Source organism: Psychroserpens damuponensis (genome assembly GCF_000826655.1).
Taxonomy (GTDB): domain Bacteria; phylum Bacteroidota; class Bacteroidia; order Flavobacteriales; family Flavobacteriaceae; genus Psychroserpens; species Psychroserpens damuponensis.
In genome coordinates this window covers 40349-59712 of record NZ_JXJO01000018.1, presented here as the reverse complement: position 1 = coordinate 59712, position 19364 = coordinate 40349, and the positions used below count along the sequence as shown (strand labels likewise).

At 32.8% G+C, this 19364-nt stretch carries 17 protein-coding genes; 10 read left to right on the top strand and 7 right to left on the bottom strand.

All coding sequences use genetic code 11. From position 1 onward, the window contains the following. Window positions 1-75 precede the first annotated feature (75 nt). Window positions 76-591 (bottom strand): hypothetical protein, encoded by a 516-nt coding sequence (locus TD29_RS11435; protein WP_040280804.1) that lies wholly within the window; start codon window positions 589-591, stop codon window positions 76-78. A gap of 149 nt (window positions 592-740) precedes the next feature. Between TD29_RS11435 and der the strand changes: the two genes are divergently transcribed. The 4 genes from der to TD29_RS11415 all read left to right on the top strand — a co-directional run bounded on the left by der (window position 741) and on the right by TD29_RS11415 (window position 5863). Continuing rightward, a complete protein-coding gene (der, locus tag TD29_RS11430; protein ID WP_040280803.1) occupies window positions 741-2048 on the top strand; it encodes a ribosome biogenesis GTPase Der in 1308 nt (435 codons plus the stop codon). 272 nt (window positions 2049-2320) lie between these two features. Beyond that, window positions 2321-2779, top strand: a complete 459-nt coding sequence (locus TD29_RS11425) for a hypothetical protein (protein WP_040280853.1) — start codon at window positions 2321-2323, stop codon at window positions 2777-2779. Window positions 2780-2782: 3 nt separating this feature from the next. After that, entirely contained in the window at window positions 2783-2983 is a 201-nt protein-coding gene (locus TD29_RS11420) for a helix-turn-helix transcriptional regulator (protein WP_040280802.1), read from the top strand. Between the two features lie 99 nt (window positions 2984-3082). Beyond that, complete coding sequence (locus tag TD29_RS11415) at window positions 3083-5863, top strand: outer membrane beta-barrel protein (RefSeq protein ID WP_040280801.1); 2781 nt, start codon at window positions 3083-3085, stop codon at window positions 5861-5863. Window positions 5864-6170: 307 nt separating this feature from the next. On the opposite strand, the gene TD29_RS11405 is transcribed toward TD29_RS11415, so the two are convergent. Genes TD29_RS11405 through TD29_RS11385 form a run of 5 tightly spaced genes read right to left on the bottom strand, consistent with a single transcriptional unit; the run spans window position 6171 to window position 9392 of the window. Continuing rightward, window positions 6171-7025, bottom strand: a complete 855-nt coding sequence (locus tag TD29_RS11405; RefSeq protein ID WP_040280852.1) for a TPM domain-containing protein — start codon at window positions 7023-7025, stop codon at window positions 6171-6173. Window positions 7026-7031: 6 nt separating this feature from the next. After that, complete coding sequence (locus tag TD29_RS11400; RefSeq protein ID WP_040280798.1) at window positions 7032-7469, bottom strand: TPM domain-containing protein; 438 nt, start codon at window positions 7467-7469, stop codon at window positions 7032-7034. Between the two features lie 2 nt (window positions 7470-7471). Further along, the gene (locus tag TD29_RS11395) at window positions 7472-8074 is read right to left on the bottom strand and encodes a LemA family protein (RefSeq protein WP_040280797.1); all 603 of its coding nucleotides are present in this window, start codon (window positions 8072-8074) and stop codon (window positions 7472-7474) included. A gap of 12 nt (window positions 8075-8086) precedes the next feature. Then, window positions 8087-8416, bottom strand: a complete 330-nt coding sequence (locus tag TD29_RS11390) for a MerR family transcriptional regulator (protein WP_040280796.1) — start codon at window positions 8414-8416, stop codon at window positions 8087-8089. 4 nt (window positions 8417-8420) lie between these two features. Beyond that, complete coding sequence (locus tag TD29_RS11385) at window positions 8421-9392, bottom strand: M23 family metallopeptidase (protein ID WP_040280794.1); 972 nt, start codon at window positions 9390-9392, stop codon at window positions 8421-8423. A gap of 196 nt (window positions 9393-9588) precedes the next feature. Here TD29_RS11385 and alaS point away from each other — a divergent pair, with 196 nt between their 5' ends. From alaS to TD29_RS11355, 6 genes are all read left to right on the top strand, one after another. Then, complete coding sequence (alaS, locus tag TD29_RS11380) at window positions 9589-12201, top strand: alanine--tRNA ligase (protein ID WP_040280851.1); 2613 nt, start codon at window positions 9589-9591, stop codon at window positions 12199-12201. Between the two features lie 200 nt (window positions 12202-12401). After that, window positions 12402-13361 (top strand): GSCFA domain-containing protein, encoded by a 960-nt coding sequence (locus tag TD29_RS11375; RefSeq protein ID WP_040280793.1) that lies wholly within the window; start codon window positions 12402-12404, stop codon window positions 13359-13361. Window positions 13362-13491: 130 nt separating this feature from the next. After that, complete coding sequence (locus tag TD29_RS11370; protein ID WP_040280792.1) at window positions 13492-14028, top strand: DUF6252 family protein; 537 nt, start codon at window positions 13492-13494, stop codon at window positions 14026-14028. Between the two features lie 10 nt (window positions 14029-14038). Further along, a complete protein-coding gene (locus TD29_RS11365; protein WP_040280791.1) occupies window positions 14039-15916 on the top strand; it encodes an outer membrane protein assembly factor BamB family protein in 1878 nt (625 codons plus the stop codon). 310 nt (window positions 15917-16226) lie between these two features. Next, complete coding sequence (locus TD29_RS17970) at window positions 16227-18176, top strand: tetratricopeptide repeat-containing sensor histidine kinase (protein ID WP_052467086.1); 1950 nt, start codon at window positions 16227-16229, stop codon at window positions 18174-18176. 68 nt (window positions 18177-18244) lie between these two features. Further along, complete coding sequence (locus TD29_RS11355) at window positions 18245-18895, top strand: response regulator (RefSeq protein ID WP_040280790.1); 651 nt, start codon at window positions 18245-18247, stop codon at window positions 18893-18895. On the opposite strand, the gene coaD is transcribed toward TD29_RS11355, so the two are convergent. Next, window positions 18888-19343 (bottom strand): pantetheine-phosphate adenylyltransferase, encoded by a 456-nt coding sequence (gene coaD / locus TD29_RS11350; RefSeq protein ID WP_040280788.1) that lies wholly within the window; start codon window positions 19341-19343, stop codon window positions 18888-18890. The two genes, TD29_RS11355 and coaD, sit on opposite strands and share 8 nt — an antisense overlap. Window positions 19344-19364 lie beyond the last annotated feature (21 nt).

Genomic DNA, 19364 nt, shown 5'->3' with positions numbered 1-19364 from the left:
ATTAACATGATCTATGCTCAAGTCTCAAGTCAATTTATTTTAGAAAGCTCCTTTTTATTTTCTGTATAGAATCACTTATTCGTCAGTATGAATGCCATGCTCTCTCAAGGCATCACGCATAAAATGATGTAAGTCATGCATTTGCGCCATTCCGGTTTTTTTACCCATTCGTCCACCAAAATACAGCGCAAACCAAATAACGACTGTAAAAAGCGTTATAAATAATTGTATGGCGTAGTCGTGCCCTAAATTCCAATTCACATAAGCCCAAATTGCAAACCCAATAAATAATCCAGCAACTATAAAATGGAAAAACATAAAGAGCGTCCAAACGGTAGGGTTAGGTCCAAATAATCCATAAATAGTACTGCCTTGAGAGGTATTATCATTAATTTCTAAATGAAGTTGAGGCGACCAAAAATGCTGTTTAACTTTTGGGATTTTAATAAAAACATGTTCATCAATACACGATACAATAAACTCTTTTTGACTAGTTTTTAAATCGTCAAAAATGTTTAAAACAGAGGTGTTGTTTTCTGCAATGTTAAATTTAAAACGTGGCCTTAATACGATATCGTTAGTGGTAGACATTATAATGTTTAATAGACGTTTAAATTACTATTTTTAATTTCAAGATTCAATTTAAATAGTATTTTAACTAAAAACAATAGCACATCCAACATATTGTCTATCTTTGCAACCGCTTACAGGATATGTAATGCATATAAAATAAAGAAGTTATGGGAAGTATAGTTGCAATAGTCGGTCGTCCAAATGTTGGTAAATCGACTTTTTTTAACCGTTTAATTCAACGTAGAGAAGCTATTGTTGATGCCGTAAGTGGTGTTACCAGAGATAGACACTATGGAAAAAGTGATTGGAACGGCAAAGAATTCTCTTTAATAGACACAGGAGGATACGTCAAAGGTAGTGACGATGTTTTTGAAGCCGAAATAGATAAACAAGTAGAATTGGCAATTCAAGAAGCAGATGCTATCATCTTCATGGTAGATGTTGAAACTGGTGTCACAGGCATGGATGAAGACGTTGCGAGATTATTACGTAAAGTGGATAAGCCTGTGTTTTTAGCAGTAAATAAAGTTGATAATAATAAAAGAGCAGAAGACGCAGTAGAATTCTATTCACTAGGTCTTGGAGAATATTTCACCATTGCAAGTATAAATGGTAGTGGAACAGGAGATTTATTAGACGCTCTTGTTGATGCGCTACCAGAAATAGAAGAGGAAGAAGAGCAAGATGAATTACCAAGATTTGCAGTAGTTGGTCGTCCAAACGCTGGTAAATCGTCATTTATTAATGCACTAATTGGTGAAGATCGTTACATCGTTACAGATGTGGCAGGTACTACAAGAGATTCTATAGATACAAAATATAACCGCTTTGGCTTTGAGTTTAATCTAGTAGATACAGCAGGAATTAGACGTAAATCTAAAGTAAAAGAAGATTTAGAATTCTATTCTGTTATGCGTAGTGTTCGAGCAATTGAACATTGTGATGTGTGTCTCGTCGTTTTAGATGCAACTCGTGGTTTTGATGGACAAGTGCAAAATATATTCTGGTTAGCACAACGTAACCGTAAAGGAATTGTAATATTGGTTAATAAATGGGATTTGATTGAAAAAGAAACCCAAACCATGAAACAATTTGAAAAGGTCATCAGGCAAGAAATGGAACCTTTTACAGATGTACCAATTGTGTTCATTTCAGTATTAAACAAACAACGAATTTATAAAGCTATAGAAACAGCTGTTGAGGTTTACCAAAATAGAACCAAGAAAATTAAAACGAGTAAACTTAACGAGGTCTTGTTACCAGTGATTGAGAATTATCCGCCACCTGCTTATAAAGGTAAATTCGTAAAGATTAAATACATCATGCAATTGCCAACACCGCAACCGCAGTTCGCATTCTTTTGTAATTTACCACAATATGTGAGAGAACCTTACAAGCGATTTTTAGAGAATAATCTACGCGAATTGTTTGATTTTAAAGGTGTGCCAATTAGCATATACATGCGTAAAAAATAATCATAAACACCAAAAAATAAATTTATTTTCTTCGGAAATGTGCCACATCCAATAGTTCAACTGTTGGATGTTTTTTTATTATAACATTCGCAAAACATAGCCAAACATACCTTTTTTTAATGTGCTTTTAGATTATTGCTCTACAACATGTGAACCATATATCTACTAATACTTAAATGAGAATAGCAATTATATTATACAAAATGTAAAGTTTAGTTTACTTTTTGTAAATTATTGTTTACTTTTGAAACGAACTAATTATATACATGGTTATGAAATCAAATTATTTATTATCAAACAAGTTTAAAGTGCCAGGTTGGATATTATTAAGTTTTGGAGTCATAACAGGAATTTGTTTAACCACTACAGGGTTTGAATTGGATATTTTAACAATAGATGTGTTTTCAATATATAGCGATAATGATGTGTTTTCTAGTGGTGGAGGATTTTTTAAAATTATGGAAAACAGTATCGTCGATGAACTTATTGCTTTAATAATCATTATTGGAGGCTTATTAGTTGGTTTTTCAAAAGAGAAGATAGAAGATGAATTTATTTATAAAATAAGAACAGATTCTTTAGTTTGGGCAATTGTTGTTAATTATATCATATTGATGTTTGCCATAATTTTTATTTATGAATTTACATTTTTTGATGTATTAGTTTATAATATGTTTACACCATTATTGTTTTTTATCATTAGGTTTAATTTCTTAAAAGCAAGAGCTTAGATAATGAAAAACAATATTAAAATAGAACGAGCAAGACATAACTTTACGCAAGGAGATTTAGCAGAAAAAATAGGTGTAAGTAGACAATCTATAAATGCTATCGAAAAAGGAAAATATGTGCCATCTGCATTACTCGCTATAAAAATTGCTCAACTTTTTAAGCTATCTGTAGAAGACCTCTTTTTTTTAGAAGAAGGAGAATAAATCAAGTTTTATAAAAATTTTAAGAAATTTCATACGAAAACTAAAGTATATTCGTTTTTGTAGATATACAAGTTAACCATCAATCAATCAGCCAATCACATGAAGAAATTATGCTTTTTCATTGCACTATTTAGTGTCGCAATCTCATTCTCTCAATCAAAATCATTTAAAATTTCGGGTAAGATCATTTCCGAAGATAATAAACAACCCTTAGAAGCTGCAACCATTTATTTAGAACGTGTGAAGGATAGTAGCTTAGTCACCTATACAATTTCTGATAAAGATGGACTTTTTGAAATTACAGATGAAACTTATGATGAAACACTCAATTTATATATAGATTATGTTGGGTATCAAACCTATTTCAAACAACTAACCATTAATAAGGAGGTTATTGATATTGGCACCATAGCATTAGGAATTAGTAATGCTTTAGATGAAGTGATTATAAAATCTAGAGCGCCAATTACAATCAAAAAAGATACACTTGAGTTTAATGTAAAATCTTTTAAAACTAAAAAAGATGCCAACGTTGAAGAATTACTCAAACAACTGCCAGGAGTAGAGGTTGATGAAGCCGGAAAAATTACCGTAAATGGTAAAGATGTTAGTAAAATACTAGTTAATGGTAAGCCTTTTTTTGGTGACGATCCAACCATTACAACACGTAATTTAACTAAAGATATTATAGAAAAAGTACAAATTACAGATACTAAAACGAAGTCTGAAGCATTTTCTGGCGAAGAAGGTGATACCGAAAATAAAACCATAAACCTTACCATTAAAGAGGAAAATAATAAAGGCGTTTTTGGTCGAGTATCTGGAGGTGCAGGTACCGATGAGCGTTACGAATTTGCAGGTATGGTTAACTTTTTTGATAATGATCAACGCGTTAGTGTGCTTGCAGGAGGAAACAATACCAACTCACCAGGTTTTAGTTTTGGTGAAATTCAAAAAATGTTTGGTGGTGGTTATAGCATGACTATGAACAGTAGTGGAGCATTTACCATAGACGGTAGATCATTTGGAAATGGCGAAGGCATCACCACATCACAAAATGTTGGTGCAAATTATGCCGATGTACTTAGTGATAAGGTAGACATCAATGCCGATTATTTTTTCTCCGGAAGTAACTCAGATAACGAAACCATTACACAACGTGAAAATATTTTGCCAGATTCTAGATATTTTTCAGATTCGCGATCAAAATCTGTAAGTGATGGCAGTAATCATAGCGCTAATATGGGTTTTGATATCGAAATTGATTCCACCTTTTTAATTAATATCAATCCCTCGATAAAATGGTCAACATCAAAACGTGTTTTTTCCGAAGATGAAAACACGCGTAATGAAGCCAATGAATTAACCAATCAATCTACAACAGGAACATTTTCAGAACGTGATGCAAAGAATTTTGGAAATGAATTAGAAATTACCAAACGTTTTGGAAACAAAGGAGCCTTTTTAAAATTTGAAATTAATACAGAATACAATACCAATGAATCTGAAGATTTTTTAACCTCAGAAACTAACTTTTTCAATGCCGAAGATGATGATGTCATTAGAGATCAATTCACAGATTCTGAAAATAAAAATCGAAATTTTAGGGCTTCTACAACGTATCGCTTACCTATAATAGCAAAAGAATTATTCTTAGATTTTGAATATCGGTTTAGAGATGAGAATCGTACCAATTTACGCAGTACGTTTGATCGCAACCAAACCACCAATCAATATGATGACTTCAACCTTGATCTAAGTACAGATTTTGAATACTTAAATCAAGAAAATACACCATCCCTAAAACTGTCTTACCGTAAAGAGAAATGGTCTACTAGTTTTACTACGCGTTATGTGTTTAGAACTTTAGAAAATAAAGACTTTTTAAGACCAGAATTAGACATTAAGCGCAAGTTTCAAGCCCTTGAATTGCGCTCCTATTTTAATTACAGATTTAGTGAAAAATCGTCAATGTATACAGGTTATTCATTAAATAATAGACCTCCAAGTTTAACCCAATTACAACCGTTTCAAAACGTTTCTAACCCATTAAATACCATAACAGGTAACCCAAATTTAGAGCCAACCAATAGTCATCGTTTATATTTGGGATATAATGCTTTCGATTTTCAGAAAAAAACAGGAATTTATAGTTATGCAAGCGTCAATTTAAACAATAATGCTGTGGTGTCTAGAACAACTATTGACCCAGAAACATTAAAGCGAACTACAACCTATGCTAACGTAAATGGGAATTATAATGTCTACGGAAATATTAATTATAGCAAAACCGTTAAAACCGATTCTATTAGGTCTATAAAGTTTGACATTGGTATGTCTGCTAGCTTAAATCAAAATGTAAATTTTAATAATGACGTGCAATATAAAAGTAATGTTACATCATTAACACCAAGCCTTGGTTTAAGGTTTACCTGGAATAAAGTTTTAGAATTAAGACCACGCTACAGACTAACATTCTCAAAAAACACGTATGACATTGATACTTTTGAAGACGTAAATTTTGCTAGACATGATTTAGATTTAAACTTCACAACTTTTCTTCCTAAAGATTTTGAATGGACCAACAATGTCGACTATTCTTATAATCCTAATGTTGCTGCAGGTTTTCAAAAGAGTGCTTGGTTTTGGAACTCTACTTTGGCTTATTCGTTCTTAAATGATAAGGCCGTTTTAACATTAAAGGTATATGATTTACTTAATCAAAACACCAATGCAAGACGTTTAGCCACACAAAATTATATTGAAGACAGGCAAAGTACCGTATTAGAACAATACTTTATGTTGAGTTTTAGTTGGAAATTTAATAGTCTTGGCTCAAAAGGAGAAACCGGAAATGGCGATATGTTTTTTATAGATTAATATATAGTGAGCAGTTAGTGAATCGTTAATAATTGTAAAAACTGTATCAGTCGATATTCTGCGGTTAGTAAGCTTCTAGGGATTTTTGGGTCAAAATTAATTTGCTTGTATGTCGTTCTAATAGTTGTTCAGTCAACGCAAAGATAAGCAGACGAAGAAGCCATAAATTCATCTTTAATAAAATCATTGTAAGTTAAATTCTGTTCACAAGATTGTAAAGCGACTAAAATGAATAAAAAAGAACAGCCAACTTCGTTGTCATCTTTGGTAGAGCTACAATTTAAGTTTACATTTCTAAAGGCTAAATCTACCAACTTCCACCAGCACCACCTCCAGAGAATCCACCGCCTCCAAAGCCACCGCCAAAACCGCCACCACCAAAGCTGCCTCCAGATGATCCACCTCCAAAAAGTCCACCACTAGATCTATTGCTGCCACCATAGCTGCCACGTCCCATATTACTCAAGATGATAGCATCCAAAATACTGGTGCCATTAGTTCTATTGCCACCACTGCCATTATTTCCTCCACCTCTTCGGTTTTTAGAAATTGTGATAATGAATATAATAAAGATGATAAATAAAATGATGAAAAATACCACGGGAAATTCATCTCCAGAGTTGGACTGTCTTGTGCCTTGATATGTTCCATTTAATCGTTGAAAAATAGCATCAGAGCCTTTATTTAATCCTTGATAATAATCACCTCTTTTAAATTCTGGTATAATTACGTTTCTTGTTATTTCACCAACAATTCCAGCAGTTAATTTGTCTTCAACGCCATAGCCAGGAGAAATCCAAATTTCACGATCATTTTCAGCTAAAAGTATAAATACACCATTATCTTCTTTGGCTTGACCAATTCCCCATTCGTGAGCCCATTTTGGTGTTAGAAGCCCAATGTTTTCACCTTTAAGTGAAGCTATAATAGCTACAACAATTTGTGTTGAGGTGGTGTCAGAATAGCGAATAAGTTTTTGTTCTAAACTGTTTTTTTCTGAAGATGATAACAATCCAGCATAATCATAAACACTTGTTTGTTCTTTAGGAACAGGAGGAATGTTAAATTGAGCATGTACAGTTTGTAACATACATAGCATGAAAATGCATAACGAAATGACGTACTTTAATACGTTTGATTTACTGCCAATTGAATATTGCATACTCATCTATCCTTTAGAAATCTCGTTTGGTAATTCATTTATATCGCCATGCATCCACGGGAAATGTGTTTCTAGTTGCTTGCCAGCTTTTAAAATACCTTCAATTAAGCCTTGTTTAAATCTATGCGCTTTAAAATGAGTTTGCATGACATTTTTTGTGCTGTCCCAAAAATTAGGAGGCACCACTTCATTGATGCCTTTATCACCATAAATCACAAAAGTTTTAGCATCTACAGCAACATAAATAAGGACACCATTTTGCTGTTTGGTATTGTCCATTTTTAAGTAATGAAATACTTCCATGGCACGATCAAAAGCATCAAGGGTAGTATCTCGTTCTATATGTACACGAATTTCGCCAGATGTGTTTTTCTCTGCATCACGTATAGCATCAATGATAGCTTGCTCTTCTTCTGCAGTTAGAAAGTCTTCAACTTTAGACATGATTATTTGCTAAAATCAAATTCTACATCAACTGGTTTTTCTGCTCCAGCCTCTGCATCAAAATAGGGCTTAGGGTCAAAATCTAAAAACCCAGCTAATAAAGAATTTGGAAATTCTTTAACGTGAATATTATAGGGTTTTATAGCTTCATTATAACGTGTACGAGCTGTTTGAATAGTGTTTTCGGTACTTGTTAACTCATCTTGAAGTTTCAAAAAGTTTTGATTTGATTTTAAATCAGGATAACGCTCAACAGTGACCAATAAACTTTTTAAAGCGCCACTAAGTCCGCCTTGTACTTGATTGTATTGGGCTAATTGTTCTGGTGTTACATTAGATGGGTCAATGTTTATAGAGGTTGCTTTTGCTCTAGCTTCAATGACATCTGTAAGCGTGTTACGTTCAAAATCGGCAGCGCCTTTAACAGTATTTACTAAATTACCAATAAGGTCATTTCGTCTTTGATATGAAGTTTGGACATTTCCCCATGCTTCGCTTACGTTTTCATTAAGTTGAACCGCAGTGTTGTTAAATCCTTTTCCCCAAGAATAACCAGCAATTATTAATAGAGCTATGATAATTACAGGAATGAGCCATTTTTTCATAATAATAGAGTTTTAAAGTTGTGATTTAATTTTGTTAAGTTGTGCTTTGATACCTTCTAGCTTTTCTATAATCTCAAATGTATCGAGCGCTTGTTTTTTACCTTCTTTTAAATGTGTTTTTGCGCCTTCTAAGGTAAAACCGCGTTCTTTTACTAAATGGTAAATGAATTTAAGATTCTTAATATCTTCTGGTGTGAACTTACGATTACCTTTTGCATTTTTTTTGGGCTTGAGGACATCAAATTCTTTTTCCCAAAATCTAATTAAAGAGGTGTTTACATCAAAAGCTTTAGCGACCTCACCAATGCCATAATAGCGCTTTTCTGGAAGATTTATGTGCATAGTTTTAGTCTAAAGATTGATTTTCTAACGAAGCTTTTTGTAATAAACGTGCATATTCTTCTGCAGTTAAATTTCCGTAGTAAAAATTAATAGGATTGATGCGTTCTTCATCTTTAAATACTTCATAATGAAGATGAGGTGCTTCAGATCGTCCTGTACTACCAACGTAGCCAATAAGGTCGCCACGTTTTACTTTTTGATTGGCACGAACTTTATACTGGTATAAATGTGCGTATAAAGAGACATAACCGTAGCCATGATCTATTCTTATATGATTACCATAGCCTGTAGCGTTATTATCTGCTCGTTTTACAACACCGTCACCAGTTGCGTAAACAGGTGTGCCTCGAGGTGCAGTAAAATCCATACCAAAATGAAATTTTCTCACCTTCGTAAATGGATCTGTTCTATAACCATAGCCAGAAGCCATACGTTTTAAATCTTTATTTCTCACAGGTTGAATTGCTGGTATGGACGCCAAAAACTTTTCTTTATCTGCAGCTAATACTGCAATTTCGTCTAATGATCGTGATTGTACCACCACAGCTTTTTGAAGTTTATCTAAACGTTTATTACTCTCTATAATAAGTTTAGAGTTGTCGTAACCTTCATATTTTTTATAACGATTAACACCTCCAAAACCTGCTCGACGTTGTTCGTCTGGGATAGGGTTAGATTCAAAATATAATCTATAAATAGAGTTGTCACGTTCTTCTACACTTTCTAGAGCAGCAAAGGCATCATCAACACGTTTGTTTAAAAGTTCGTATTGTAATTCCATGTTAGCCAACTCGCGTTTAAGAGCACGTTCTCTAGGTGATTGAATGTATTGACTGGCAATAAAAACAAATAAAAACCCAAAAAGTGCAGCGGCTAATAAAAATATAAATCCGTAGGTAATAGTTTTGCCTTTCTTACGCTCTATTTTGCGGTAAGAAAGTGTTTCAGGATCGTAATGATATTTTACTTTAGACATATCTTAAAAAATTCTATTTTTGCAAGACGAAATAGAACGTAACACAAATATATAAATTGTTTCTTATTTATCGAATATTAATAGGAACAACGTTTATCATAGCGCATGAAACCTCTAACGATAATTATAATCAAGTAGATTATTATTGTAGTCGTGTTTTATGTGGCAACTGACTAAAAATAATAATACTAAGCGCATGAAGTCTCAAGACATCCGAAATACATTTTTAAACTTCTTCGAAGAAAAGAAGCATAGCATCGTGCCATCTGCACCAATGGTTTTAAAAGACGATCCAACGTTGATGTTTGTTAATTCTGGTATGGCACCTTTTAAAGAGTATTTCCTCGGAAATGCGCAGCCTAAAAATAATCGTCTTACTGATTCACAAAAATGCTTGCGTGTCTCTGGTAAACATAACGATTTGGAAGAAGTGGGTTATGATACTTATCATCATACACTTTTTGAAATGTTAGGAAATTGGAGTTTTGGTGATTATTTTAAGAAAGAAGCGATTGCTTGGGCTTGGGAATTATTGACCGAAAAATTAAACATTGATAAAGACATTCTTTATGTTACCGTTTTTGAAGGTGATAAGGAAGACGGTATCCCAATGGATCAAGAAGCCTACGATTTCTGGAAAGGTTACATTTCCGAAGATAGAATTCTTATGGGTAACAAAAAGGATAACTTTTGGGAAATGGGAGATCAAGGCCCTTGTGGACCGTGTAGTGAAATTCATGTCGATATTCGCTCGGCAGAAGAAAAAGCTAAAGTCGATGGTAAAACTTTAGTAAATATGGATCATCCTCAGGTTGTAGAAATCTGGAACTTGGTTTTTATGCAATACAACCGTAAAGCAAATGGATCGTTAGAGAATTTACCAGACAAACATATTGATACCGGAATGGGATTTGAACGACTTTGTATGGTCATGCAAGGTGTACAATCTAATTATGATACAGACGTGTTTACGCCAATTATTCGTGAAATAGAAACCATCACCGATAAAGATTATGGTAAAAACGAAAAGGTAGATGTTGCTATTAGAGTGATTTCAGATCATGTGCGTGCCGTCGCATTTTCTATTGCAGATGGTCAATTGCCAAGTAATACAGGTGCTGGTTATGTGATTCGTAGAATTTTACGTCGTGCAGTACGTTACGGGTTTACATTTTTAGATAAAAAAGAACCGTTTATTTATAGATTGGTTGAAGTGCTTGTTAAACAAATGGGACATGCTTTTCCAGAGTTAAAAGCGCAACGTCAACTCATAGAAAATGTTATTAAAGAAGAAGAAACCTCTTTTTTAAGAACCTTAGATCAAGGTTTAATTTTATTAGATCGTATCATTGAACATGCTCCTGTTAAAGAAATTTCTGGAGCTAAAGTGTTTGAACTTAAAGATACTTATGGGTTTCCTGAAGATTTAACCGATTTGATACTTCGTGAAAACGGCTTTACATATAATCATGCAGAATTTGAGAAAAAACTAAAAGAGCAACAACAAAGAGGTAAGCAGGCATCTGAATTAAAATCTGATGACTGGACCATCTTAATTGATGATGAAGAGCAAGAATTTATTGGTTATGATACATTAGAAGCTAATGTTAAACTCGTAAAATATAGAAAAGTAACGTCTAAAAAAGATGGCGAACTCTACCAACTTGTATTTAATATTACACCTTTTTATGCTGAAGGTGGCGGACAAGTAGGTGATAAAGGCTATTTGGAAGATGCACATGGAGATATTGTTTATATTATTGATACTAAGAGAGAAAATAATATAGCGGTTCATTTTACTAAAAATTTACCAAAACATGTCCATGAGGTATTTAAAGCTACTGTAGATAAAAAGCAACGTAATAGAACCGAAAGTAACCATACAGCTACACATTTATTGCATCAAGCATTGCGTGAGGTTCTAGGAGACCATGTAGAGCAAAAAGGATCTGCGGTTCATTCTAAATATTTACGCTTTGACTTTTCGCATTTTTCTAAGCTAACTGTTGAAGAATTAAGAGAGGTTGAAGATTTTGTGAATAGACGTATCTACGGAAATTTGCCACTACAAGAAAAGCGTAACGTACCCATGCAACAAGCTATAGACGAAGGAGCAATGGCTTTATTTGGCGAAAAATATGGTGATACAGTTCGTGCAGTTCGTTTTGGACAATCTATAGAATTGTGTGGCGGAACGCATGTGAAAAATACTGGTGATATATGGCATTTTAAAATAGTTAGTGAAGGTGCTGTAGCATCTGGTATTCGTCGTATTGAAGCTATTACCAGTGATGCTGTGAAAGAGTTCTACTTTGAAAATAACAGAGCATATTTTGAAATGCGTGATTTGCTTAATAATGCTAAAGAACCAGTGAAAGCTTTGCAAAACTTACAAGATGAAAATACATCGCTTAAAAAGCAAATTGAAGGTTTGTTAAAAGATAAAGCAAAATCTATAAAAGGTGATCTTAAAAATGAAATCACTCAAATTAATGGCGTAAACTTTTTGGCTAAAAAAATAGATTTAGATGCTGCAGGAATTAAAGATGTATGCTTTGAATTAGGAAGTCAGTTTGATAACTTATTCTTGCTGTTTGGCGCAGAAAATGATGGGAAAGCTATTTTATCATGTTACATTTCTAAAGAACTCGTAGCAACTAAAAACTTAAATGCAGGAACCATTGTAAGAGAATTAGGGAAACACATCCAAGGTGGTGGTGGTGGCCAACCATTTTTTGCAACGGCTGGAGGAAAAAATCCTGATGGTATAGAGGCAGCTTTGAAAGCTAGTGAAGGATATTTGAGCTAAAGAAGTTTTTTTTGCAAAGTCGCGAGAGCTCGAAGCTGAATTGGTTGGGACATTAATCAATACAAAAGTTGATGAATTAGTATCAAATTTTTAATTAAAAAAGATTTGGGTGTTATATAATTAAGAACATATGCGTAATAACGAACGAGTATTTAATTAAGTGTAGCTATGCCTCTCTAAGCCTTTGTGAGAAGAAAGAAATGAATTTACAAACCAAACTAAAGTTAAAACCAAGTAGATATAATCAAATCGATTATAACTCAAAAGTACTGTTGTTAGGGTCTTGTTTTTCTAAAAACGTAGGCGATAAATTTGAGTATTTTAAATTTCAGAAATTACAAAACCCATTCGGAATTTTATTTCATCCTTTGGCGATTGAGCGTTTAATTACTCACGCTATAAATGAGAAAGTATACACTAAAGATGATATCTTTTTTCATAACGAGCAATGGCATTGTTATGATGCACATTCTAAATGTTCTAGTGCTTCGGAAATTGAACTACTTCAAAATTTGAACCTTTATATAAAAAGGACACATCAGTTTTTGCAAGAAGCAAGTCACATCATTATTACTTTAGGAACAGCGTGGGCATATCGTTTTATTGAAACAGATGCATTTGTGGCTAATTGTCATAAAATTCCGCAGAAAAAATTTTTGAAAGAGTTGTTGTCTGTAGATGAAATTTCAGAGTCTTTAGAGAGTATTATAAGTTTGGTAAAAAGCATTAATCCTAATGTGAATGTTGTGTTTACCGTATCACCTGTGAGGCATATTAAAGATGGTTTTGTTGAGAATACTCAAAGTAAATCGCATTTAATTACGTCTATCCATAATGTCTTAAAAGATTGTTCTTTAAGCGTAGCTGAGGGTTACTTTCCTTCGTATGAAATTATGATGGATGAATTAAGAGATTATAGATTCTATAATGAAGATATGCTGCATCCCAATACCACTGCAGTTACTTGCATTTGGGAGCGTTTTGTAGATGTTTACATGTCTGAAGACACCAAAACCACATTAAAATTGGTTGCGGATATTCAAAAAGGTTTATCGCACAAACCATTTAATCCACAATCAAAAGCGCATCAAAATTTTCTTTCACAATTAGATAATAAAATACAATTGTTGAATTCAAAACATCCTCATATTTCGTTTTAAATGTTATTGTAAACTGTTTAAAATAAGCTCATTGTCTTTGATTTAATTTGATATACGTCATATGTCGTATTGTCTTGCCTTGTGATATATCGCAACTTTGTCTCATTATTAATCACAAAATTATTCAACAATGAGAAGTTTTAAGCAATTTATGTTATTTGTAATGGTAGGCACATTACTAAGTTTAACGTCGTGTTCTAGTGACGATGATGGAGGAGCACCAGGAAGTGCACCATCTGGAGCATTAACAGCAAAAGTTGATGGAGCGTCATATCAATCTATGGAAATTTCATCATCGGCTACAGTGGCAAATTCTGGACAAAATTTAATAATTATTGCATCAAACAGTGATGGCAATGCATTTTCTATTAGCATTTTTGGCTATGATGGTGTGGGTGCATATCCTTTTGGAGGAGGCGCAAATATCGCAAACGTAGGATCATATACCGAAACTGATGTCGATTTAAACAACCCTCAAAACTCAACTACTGAAATTTGGCAAGCGCCTTATGACGATACCATGGTTGGAGAATTAAATATTTCTGAAGAAACAGATTCTAAAGTCATAGGGACATTCAATTTTACATGTAAAAATGTAGGTGGAGATCAATCAATCAAAACAATTACAGAAGGCTCTTTTAATTTAAACAAGCAAGTTGTAAACTAAAAAGCGACATATGAAAAAGCTATTAATTCAGTTAAAGAGCTTAGTGATAGTTGCATTTGTAATGAGTGCAACTACACTAAATGCTCAAAAAGCAGAAACTCCAGATCATAATTATGAGCTTGGAGCCAAGATAAACGAAATGACTATCACAGAAGGAGGAACTGTGGTCGTGGCAACTAATGATGGATTAGTTGGTATAAAACCAGGTGAAGATCAATTACTATTTAATTTCACAGATTACGGTCGAGTAAAACCAGAAGAAATCACTTATGTGCCAAAAGCACCATATGTTATTGTTGATCAAACAGGGTTTGCAGCTATTAGTTCTAAAAAAGCTGTAATTGATTATATGTCTGGAAAAATATTATTTACCACCGAGTCTAAAGGTTGGAAAAGTGTATCAGTTTGTACAGTGATGATGCCACAAAATAAATTGGTGGTAAGCGGTTTTCAAAAAGGAGGTGCAAAACATGAAAGTGTAACTCCCAAAGTTGCCGTTTATGATTTAAATACAGGCGAAGAGGATTACGCATTTTTTTTGATGACACCTGGTAAAGTGACTATGAAAAATTATGCAATAACAGGAACACCTTTATTATTAAAAGATCAGTTATTAGTGCCAACAAGTCAAGGTATTATTGCGAAATCTAAAACAGGAGAAACATTATGGGATAATAAAGTAAAGAATGTTAACTGGATGACTAGTAATGATCAAGAAAGTGATATTTATGCGTTTTCAGCAACATCTAATGGTAAAAATACAAGAATCTATAAAATCAATTCAAATGGTAGCGAAGCGTGGGACGATGAACGTAAAGTAAAAGGAAGCGTTTCAAATTTTCAAATTTTGCCGCAAGGCTTAGCTGTTGTTAGTGATGTTGCTGGTAGTGGTAAAACATTTGGAGCAGCTTCAGAATCTAAAATAACGATGTTTAGTGCTTCAAATGGTGAAGATCTTTGGGATAAGGCACCTAAAACGAAAGGCTATGTGCAACACTTTTATATTATGGATGATGGTATTCTCTTCGGAATTAAAGAGGGAGGAATCAATAAGATTTCTTATGAAGGACACACACTCTTTAAAAAGCCTCTAAAAACAGGAGAGAACATTTTAACCATGGCTCACACGCCTCAAGGACTACTTTATATTACTTCGGAAGATGCTAATATTGTAAACCTTGATACTGGAGATCAAATTTGGAAAAAAGCCATGAAATTTAAACGAGCAGATGTGGTGAGTTCAGATTTAGATAAAACTAATAATAACTATCTAATAAGTGCTGATGACAAACTATATGCGATTAATGCAGATTCGGGTGAATCAACATTGTTAGCAGAGTCAGATTTTGAAGGTAAAGAAGATCCTACTTTGGTAGAAGTGAGAGCAGGCGGTATTCTTTTAACTTCCGATCAAAATTTAATGATGTTAGATTTTAAAGGAGATAAAGTGTGGCATGAATATCACAGAGCGCCAGGAAAAAGTGCCTTTGGAGCTATATTAGCAGGAGTCACAGCCGTAGCAACAGCAGCAGCCGCAACGAGTTCTTATGCTGTTGCTAATGATAATAGAAATGTACTTGGTAATTACACGTCTACAGGTCAACGTTATGCAAATTTAGGAGATGGTATGGCTGCAGCTTCTGGAGCTTCGGTTGCCGAAATGCTCAAGCGTTTTAAAGCCACTGCTGCGACTCAAAATTCTCAGTTTATATTAACTAAATTACAAGATGGTGTTGGTTTAGTAAAAGTAAATAAGGATTCTGGTGCAATAGAAAAAGAAATCATTCTAAAAGATAAAAAACCAGAATATCAAGTAGATGAATTTGGAGGTTATTTGTATTATAAAGTCAATGATAAAACGATTTATGCATATAATCTAAATAAATAAATCTTGTTGTTGAGATTATGATTGGGCGTGATTTTTAACGAATTACGCTTAATCTTTTTTAATTGCACCTTATCGAAAAAAACCTATTCAACTGATAATTAGTTATATATTCGTCTTGCTATTAATCAATTTTATTAAGCGTCAGTTAATTTAAAGTCCCCAAAAGGCCTGTTAAATCTGATGCTTTTTTTTTGTCTTATTGTGAGATTAAAAATTTGTGATTGATCTCATCTTTCCATCTCCAATACTTAATAGAATTCCATTTAGTTTAAAAATATAGTATCTTGATAGTGCTATTAATTAATTACAAATGAAAAAACAATTCTTTATCCTATTACTGTGTTTTATATCTTCATTTGGATTTGCACAAAATCTAGATAGTTTATATGCTGCTGCAAAAGCCATTAAAAATGATTCTGCTAAACTGAGACTCTATAATAAAATTGGGTTTAGTTATATTTTTAATGATACTAAAAAAGCAATACAAGTTATTCAAGAAGGCAAGGCATTAGCCAAAAAAGCGGAATTTAATTACGGCTTAACTGAGCTTACAAATACCCATGGTATTTACATGGATGTAACAGGGAAATCTGATTCTGCTGGATTTTACTTTGAAAAAGCACTTAAAATGAGTCGAGAATTTGAATTTCCGCAAATTGAATCTATGTGCGTTAATAACCTGGGAATGTTTAATTGGAATCGTGGCAATTATGATAAGGCTTTAGACTATTTTTTTCAGTCTTTAAAAATGAATGAAAGTTTAAATGATGAGAAATCAACAGGATCATCCTTAAATAATATTGGACTTATTTACCAAGAAATGAACCTTTCAGAAAAGGCACTCGATTACCACTATAAAGCCTTAAAAGTAAGAGAGAAATATAATCTAGAAAATGCTCAAGTTGCCTCATTAAATAATATAGGAATCAATCTCAAAGATTTAGGTAGAATCGATGAAGCCATATCATTTTATATAAGAGGAATTGATTTAGCCAATCGTAAAAATAATTTAATAGAATACTACAAATTACTAGACAACTTAGCCAATGCCTATAATGAAAATGGGAATATAGATTTAGCACTTAAAACCTACTTAAAAGCGTTAGATAAACCAGACGATTATGATGCCGAAGAAAAAAGTCAACTCTCCTCATATAATAATATTGCATCCCTATATAATGAAAAAGAGAATCCTGAAGTTGCGCTAATTTATGCTAAAAAGGGATTTGAGCTAGTTAAGAAGTTTCCTGAAATTCAACAAATGTCGGCAGATTTACATTTAACAGCAGCCGAAAGTTATTATATGCTTGGTGATTTTAACAAAGCAAGACTAAATAAAGCGCAATACATAACACTTAAAGATTCTATTTTTTCTGAAAAAAATGCTAAAGCTATTGCAGCCATAGAAGTGAAATATGAAACACAAAAAAAGGAAAAAGAAATACTGGTGCAACGTGCAGAGTTGGCAGAGCATAAACTAACCATCCAACAACGAGATTATCAAATTTATGGTTTAATAGGTGTGACACTTATTTTAGGACTTATTGGGTTTTTATTTTATAACCAACAAAAGTTAAAAAACCGTCAATTACATAAAGAAAACGAACTTAAAGATGCATTGCTTAAAATTGAAACTCAAAATATATTACAAGAACAACGCTTAAGAATTTCTCGAGATTTACACGATAATATTGGCGCTCAACTTACATTTATAATTTCATCAATTGACAATCTCAAATACGGTTTTGATATCAAGGATAAAAAATTAACTAGTAAATTAGAAACCATTAGCGAGTTCACTACAGCCACAATTTATGAGTTGCGAGATACCATTTGGGCAATGAATAAAACCAAAATATCTCTAGAAGATTTACAATCTAGAATTTCAAATTTTATCGATAAAGCAGATTTAGCTTCAGATGGTGTTACGTTTATTTTTAATTCAAATACTTCGGAAATTGGAGATCACATGTTCTCGTCTGTTGAAGGCATGAACATCTATCGGATCATTCAGGAAAGTATTAATAATGCTTTAAAATATTCCGAAGCAAAACATATTTCAGTTGATTTTTCTACAGAAAACAATACACTTATATTTAAAATCACCGATGATGGTAAAGGTTTTGATATGCAAAACACAGCAATGGGTAATGGTATTAATAATATGACTAAAAGAGCTCATGATATCACTGCAGAAATTAATGTGTCTTCAAAAATAAATAAAGGCACACACGTTGTTTTAAGTATTAATCATTTGTAAAATACGACATATAGCGTATAGAAAACACATTTTAAATCAAATACCTTTAAGTACTAAATATTAAACCAATGCCAATCAAAATAGTTATAGTTGACGACAATTCATTTTTAATACATACTGTCAAAGAGAAGTTGTCATTTTTTGATGATTTTGCAATTAAGTTTACAGCTGTAAATGGATCAGATTTGTTATCACAAATTGAAAACAATCATAATATAGATTTGATTTTAATGGATATAGAAATGCCAGTTCTCAATGGTATTGAAACTACAGCTATTATTAAACAGAAATATCCGCATATAAAAATCATTATGTTAACCGTTTTTGATAATGATGAAAACATTTTTAATGCGATTAAAGCAGGAGCAGATGGTTATTTGTTAAAAGAAATTAATGCCAAAGATTTGCATGACGGTATCATAGAAACCTTAAATGGTGGTGCAGCAATGAACCCTTCAATAGCACTTAAAACGTTAAAATTACTTCGTAACCCATTAAGCATAGAAAATGCAAAAGATAAAGAAGACATTAAATTAACCAATAGAGAAACCGAAGTTTTAGAACATTTAAGTAAGGGACTTAATTATGTTCAAATTGCAGAAAACCTAATCGTTTCTAAAGGAACCGTTAGAAAACATATTGAAAACATCTATAGAAAACTTCAAGTACATAATAAGTTAGAGGCTGTGCAAAAAGCAAAGCGCAATAATCTTATTTAACGCGTACACTATCTGGTACTAAAACCGTATAGTCACCATCATTTCTAATGACATCTCTAACAATAGATGATGAAATGAAAGACGTTTTAGCAGCTGTTAATAAAAATACAGTTTCAATTTTTGATAATTTTCTATTGGTATGAGCAATAGCTTTTTCAAATTCAAAATCGGCTGGATTTCTTAACCCTCTAAGTATAAAATTAGCATCAATTTCTTTACAAAAATCAATAGTTAAACCTTTATAGGTTACAACTTTTATTTTAGGCTCATTTATAAAAGCATCTTCAATGTATTGTTTACGTTGCTCTAAAGAGAACATGTATTTTTTTTCGGCATTAATACCAATGGCAATGATTACTTCGTCAAAAAGTTTTATACCACGCTTTATAATATCATAATGTCCTAAAGTGATGGGATCAAATGATCCTGGAAAAATGGCTCGTCTCATAGTTTGATTTCTGCTATCAAA

What these genes read in the sequence shown, in the direction of transcription:
- TD29_RS11435 (WP_040280804.1), bottom strand. Translation starts at nt 591, where the DNA reads ATGTCTACCACTAACGATATCGTATTAAGGCCACGTTTTAAATTTAAC.
- der (WP_040280803.1), top strand. Translation starts at nt 741, where the DNA reads ATGGGAAGTATAGTTGCAATAGTCGGTCGTCCAAATGTTGGTAAATCG.
- TD29_RS11425 (WP_040280853.1), top strand. Translation starts at nt 2,321, where the DNA reads ATGAAATCAAATTATTTATTATCAAACAAGTTTAAAGTGCCAGGTTGG.
- TD29_RS11420 (WP_040280802.1), top strand. Translation starts at nt 2,783, where the DNA reads ATGAAAAACAATATTAAAATAGAACGAGCAAGACATAACTTTACGCAA.
- TD29_RS11415 (WP_040280801.1), top strand. Translation starts at nt 3,083, where the DNA reads ATGAAGAAATTATGCTTTTTCATTGCACTATTTAGTGTCGCAATCTCA.
- TD29_RS11405 (WP_040280852.1), bottom strand. Translation starts at nt 7,025, where the DNA reads ATGCAATATTCAATTGGCAGTAAATCAAACGTATTAAAGTACGTCATT.
- TD29_RS11400 (WP_040280798.1), bottom strand. Translation starts at nt 7,469, where the DNA reads ATGTCTAAAGTTGAAGACTTTCTAACTGCAGAAGAAGAGCAAGCTATC.
- TD29_RS11395 (WP_040280797.1), bottom strand. Translation starts at nt 8,074, where the DNA reads ATGAAAAAATGGCTCATTCCTGTAATTATCATAGCTCTATTAATAATT.
- TD29_RS11390 (WP_040280796.1), bottom strand. Translation starts at nt 8,416, where the DNA reads ATGCACATAAATCTTCCAGAAAAGCGCTATTATGGCATTGGTGAGGTC.
- TD29_RS11385 (WP_040280794.1), bottom strand. Translation starts at nt 9,392, where the DNA reads ATGTCTAAAGTAAAATATCATTACGATCCTGAAACACTTTCTTACCGC.
- alaS (WP_040280851.1), top strand. Translation starts at nt 9,589, where the DNA reads ATGAAGTCTCAAGACATCCGAAATACATTTTTAAACTTCTTCGAAGAA.
- TD29_RS11375 (WP_040280793.1), top strand. Translation starts at nt 12,402, where the DNA reads ATGAATTTACAAACCAAACTAAAGTTAAAACCAAGTAGATATAATCAA.
- TD29_RS11370 (WP_040280792.1), top strand. Translation starts at nt 13,492, where the DNA reads ATGAGAAGTTTTAAGCAATTTATGTTATTTGTAATGGTAGGCACATTA.
- TD29_RS11365 (WP_040280791.1), top strand. Translation starts at nt 14,039, where the DNA reads ATGAAAAAGCTATTAATTCAGTTAAAGAGCTTAGTGATAGTTGCATTT.
- TD29_RS17970 (WP_052467086.1), top strand. Translation starts at nt 16,227, where the DNA reads ATGAAAAAACAATTCTTTATCCTATTACTGTGTTTTATATCTTCATTT.
- TD29_RS11355 (WP_040280790.1), top strand. Translation starts at nt 18,245, where the DNA reads ATGCCAATCAAAATAGTTATAGTTGACGACAATTCATTTTTAATACAT.
- coaD (WP_040280788.1), bottom strand. Translation starts at nt 19,343, where the DNA reads ATGAGACGAGCCATTTTTCCAGGATCATTTGATCCCATCACTTTAGGA.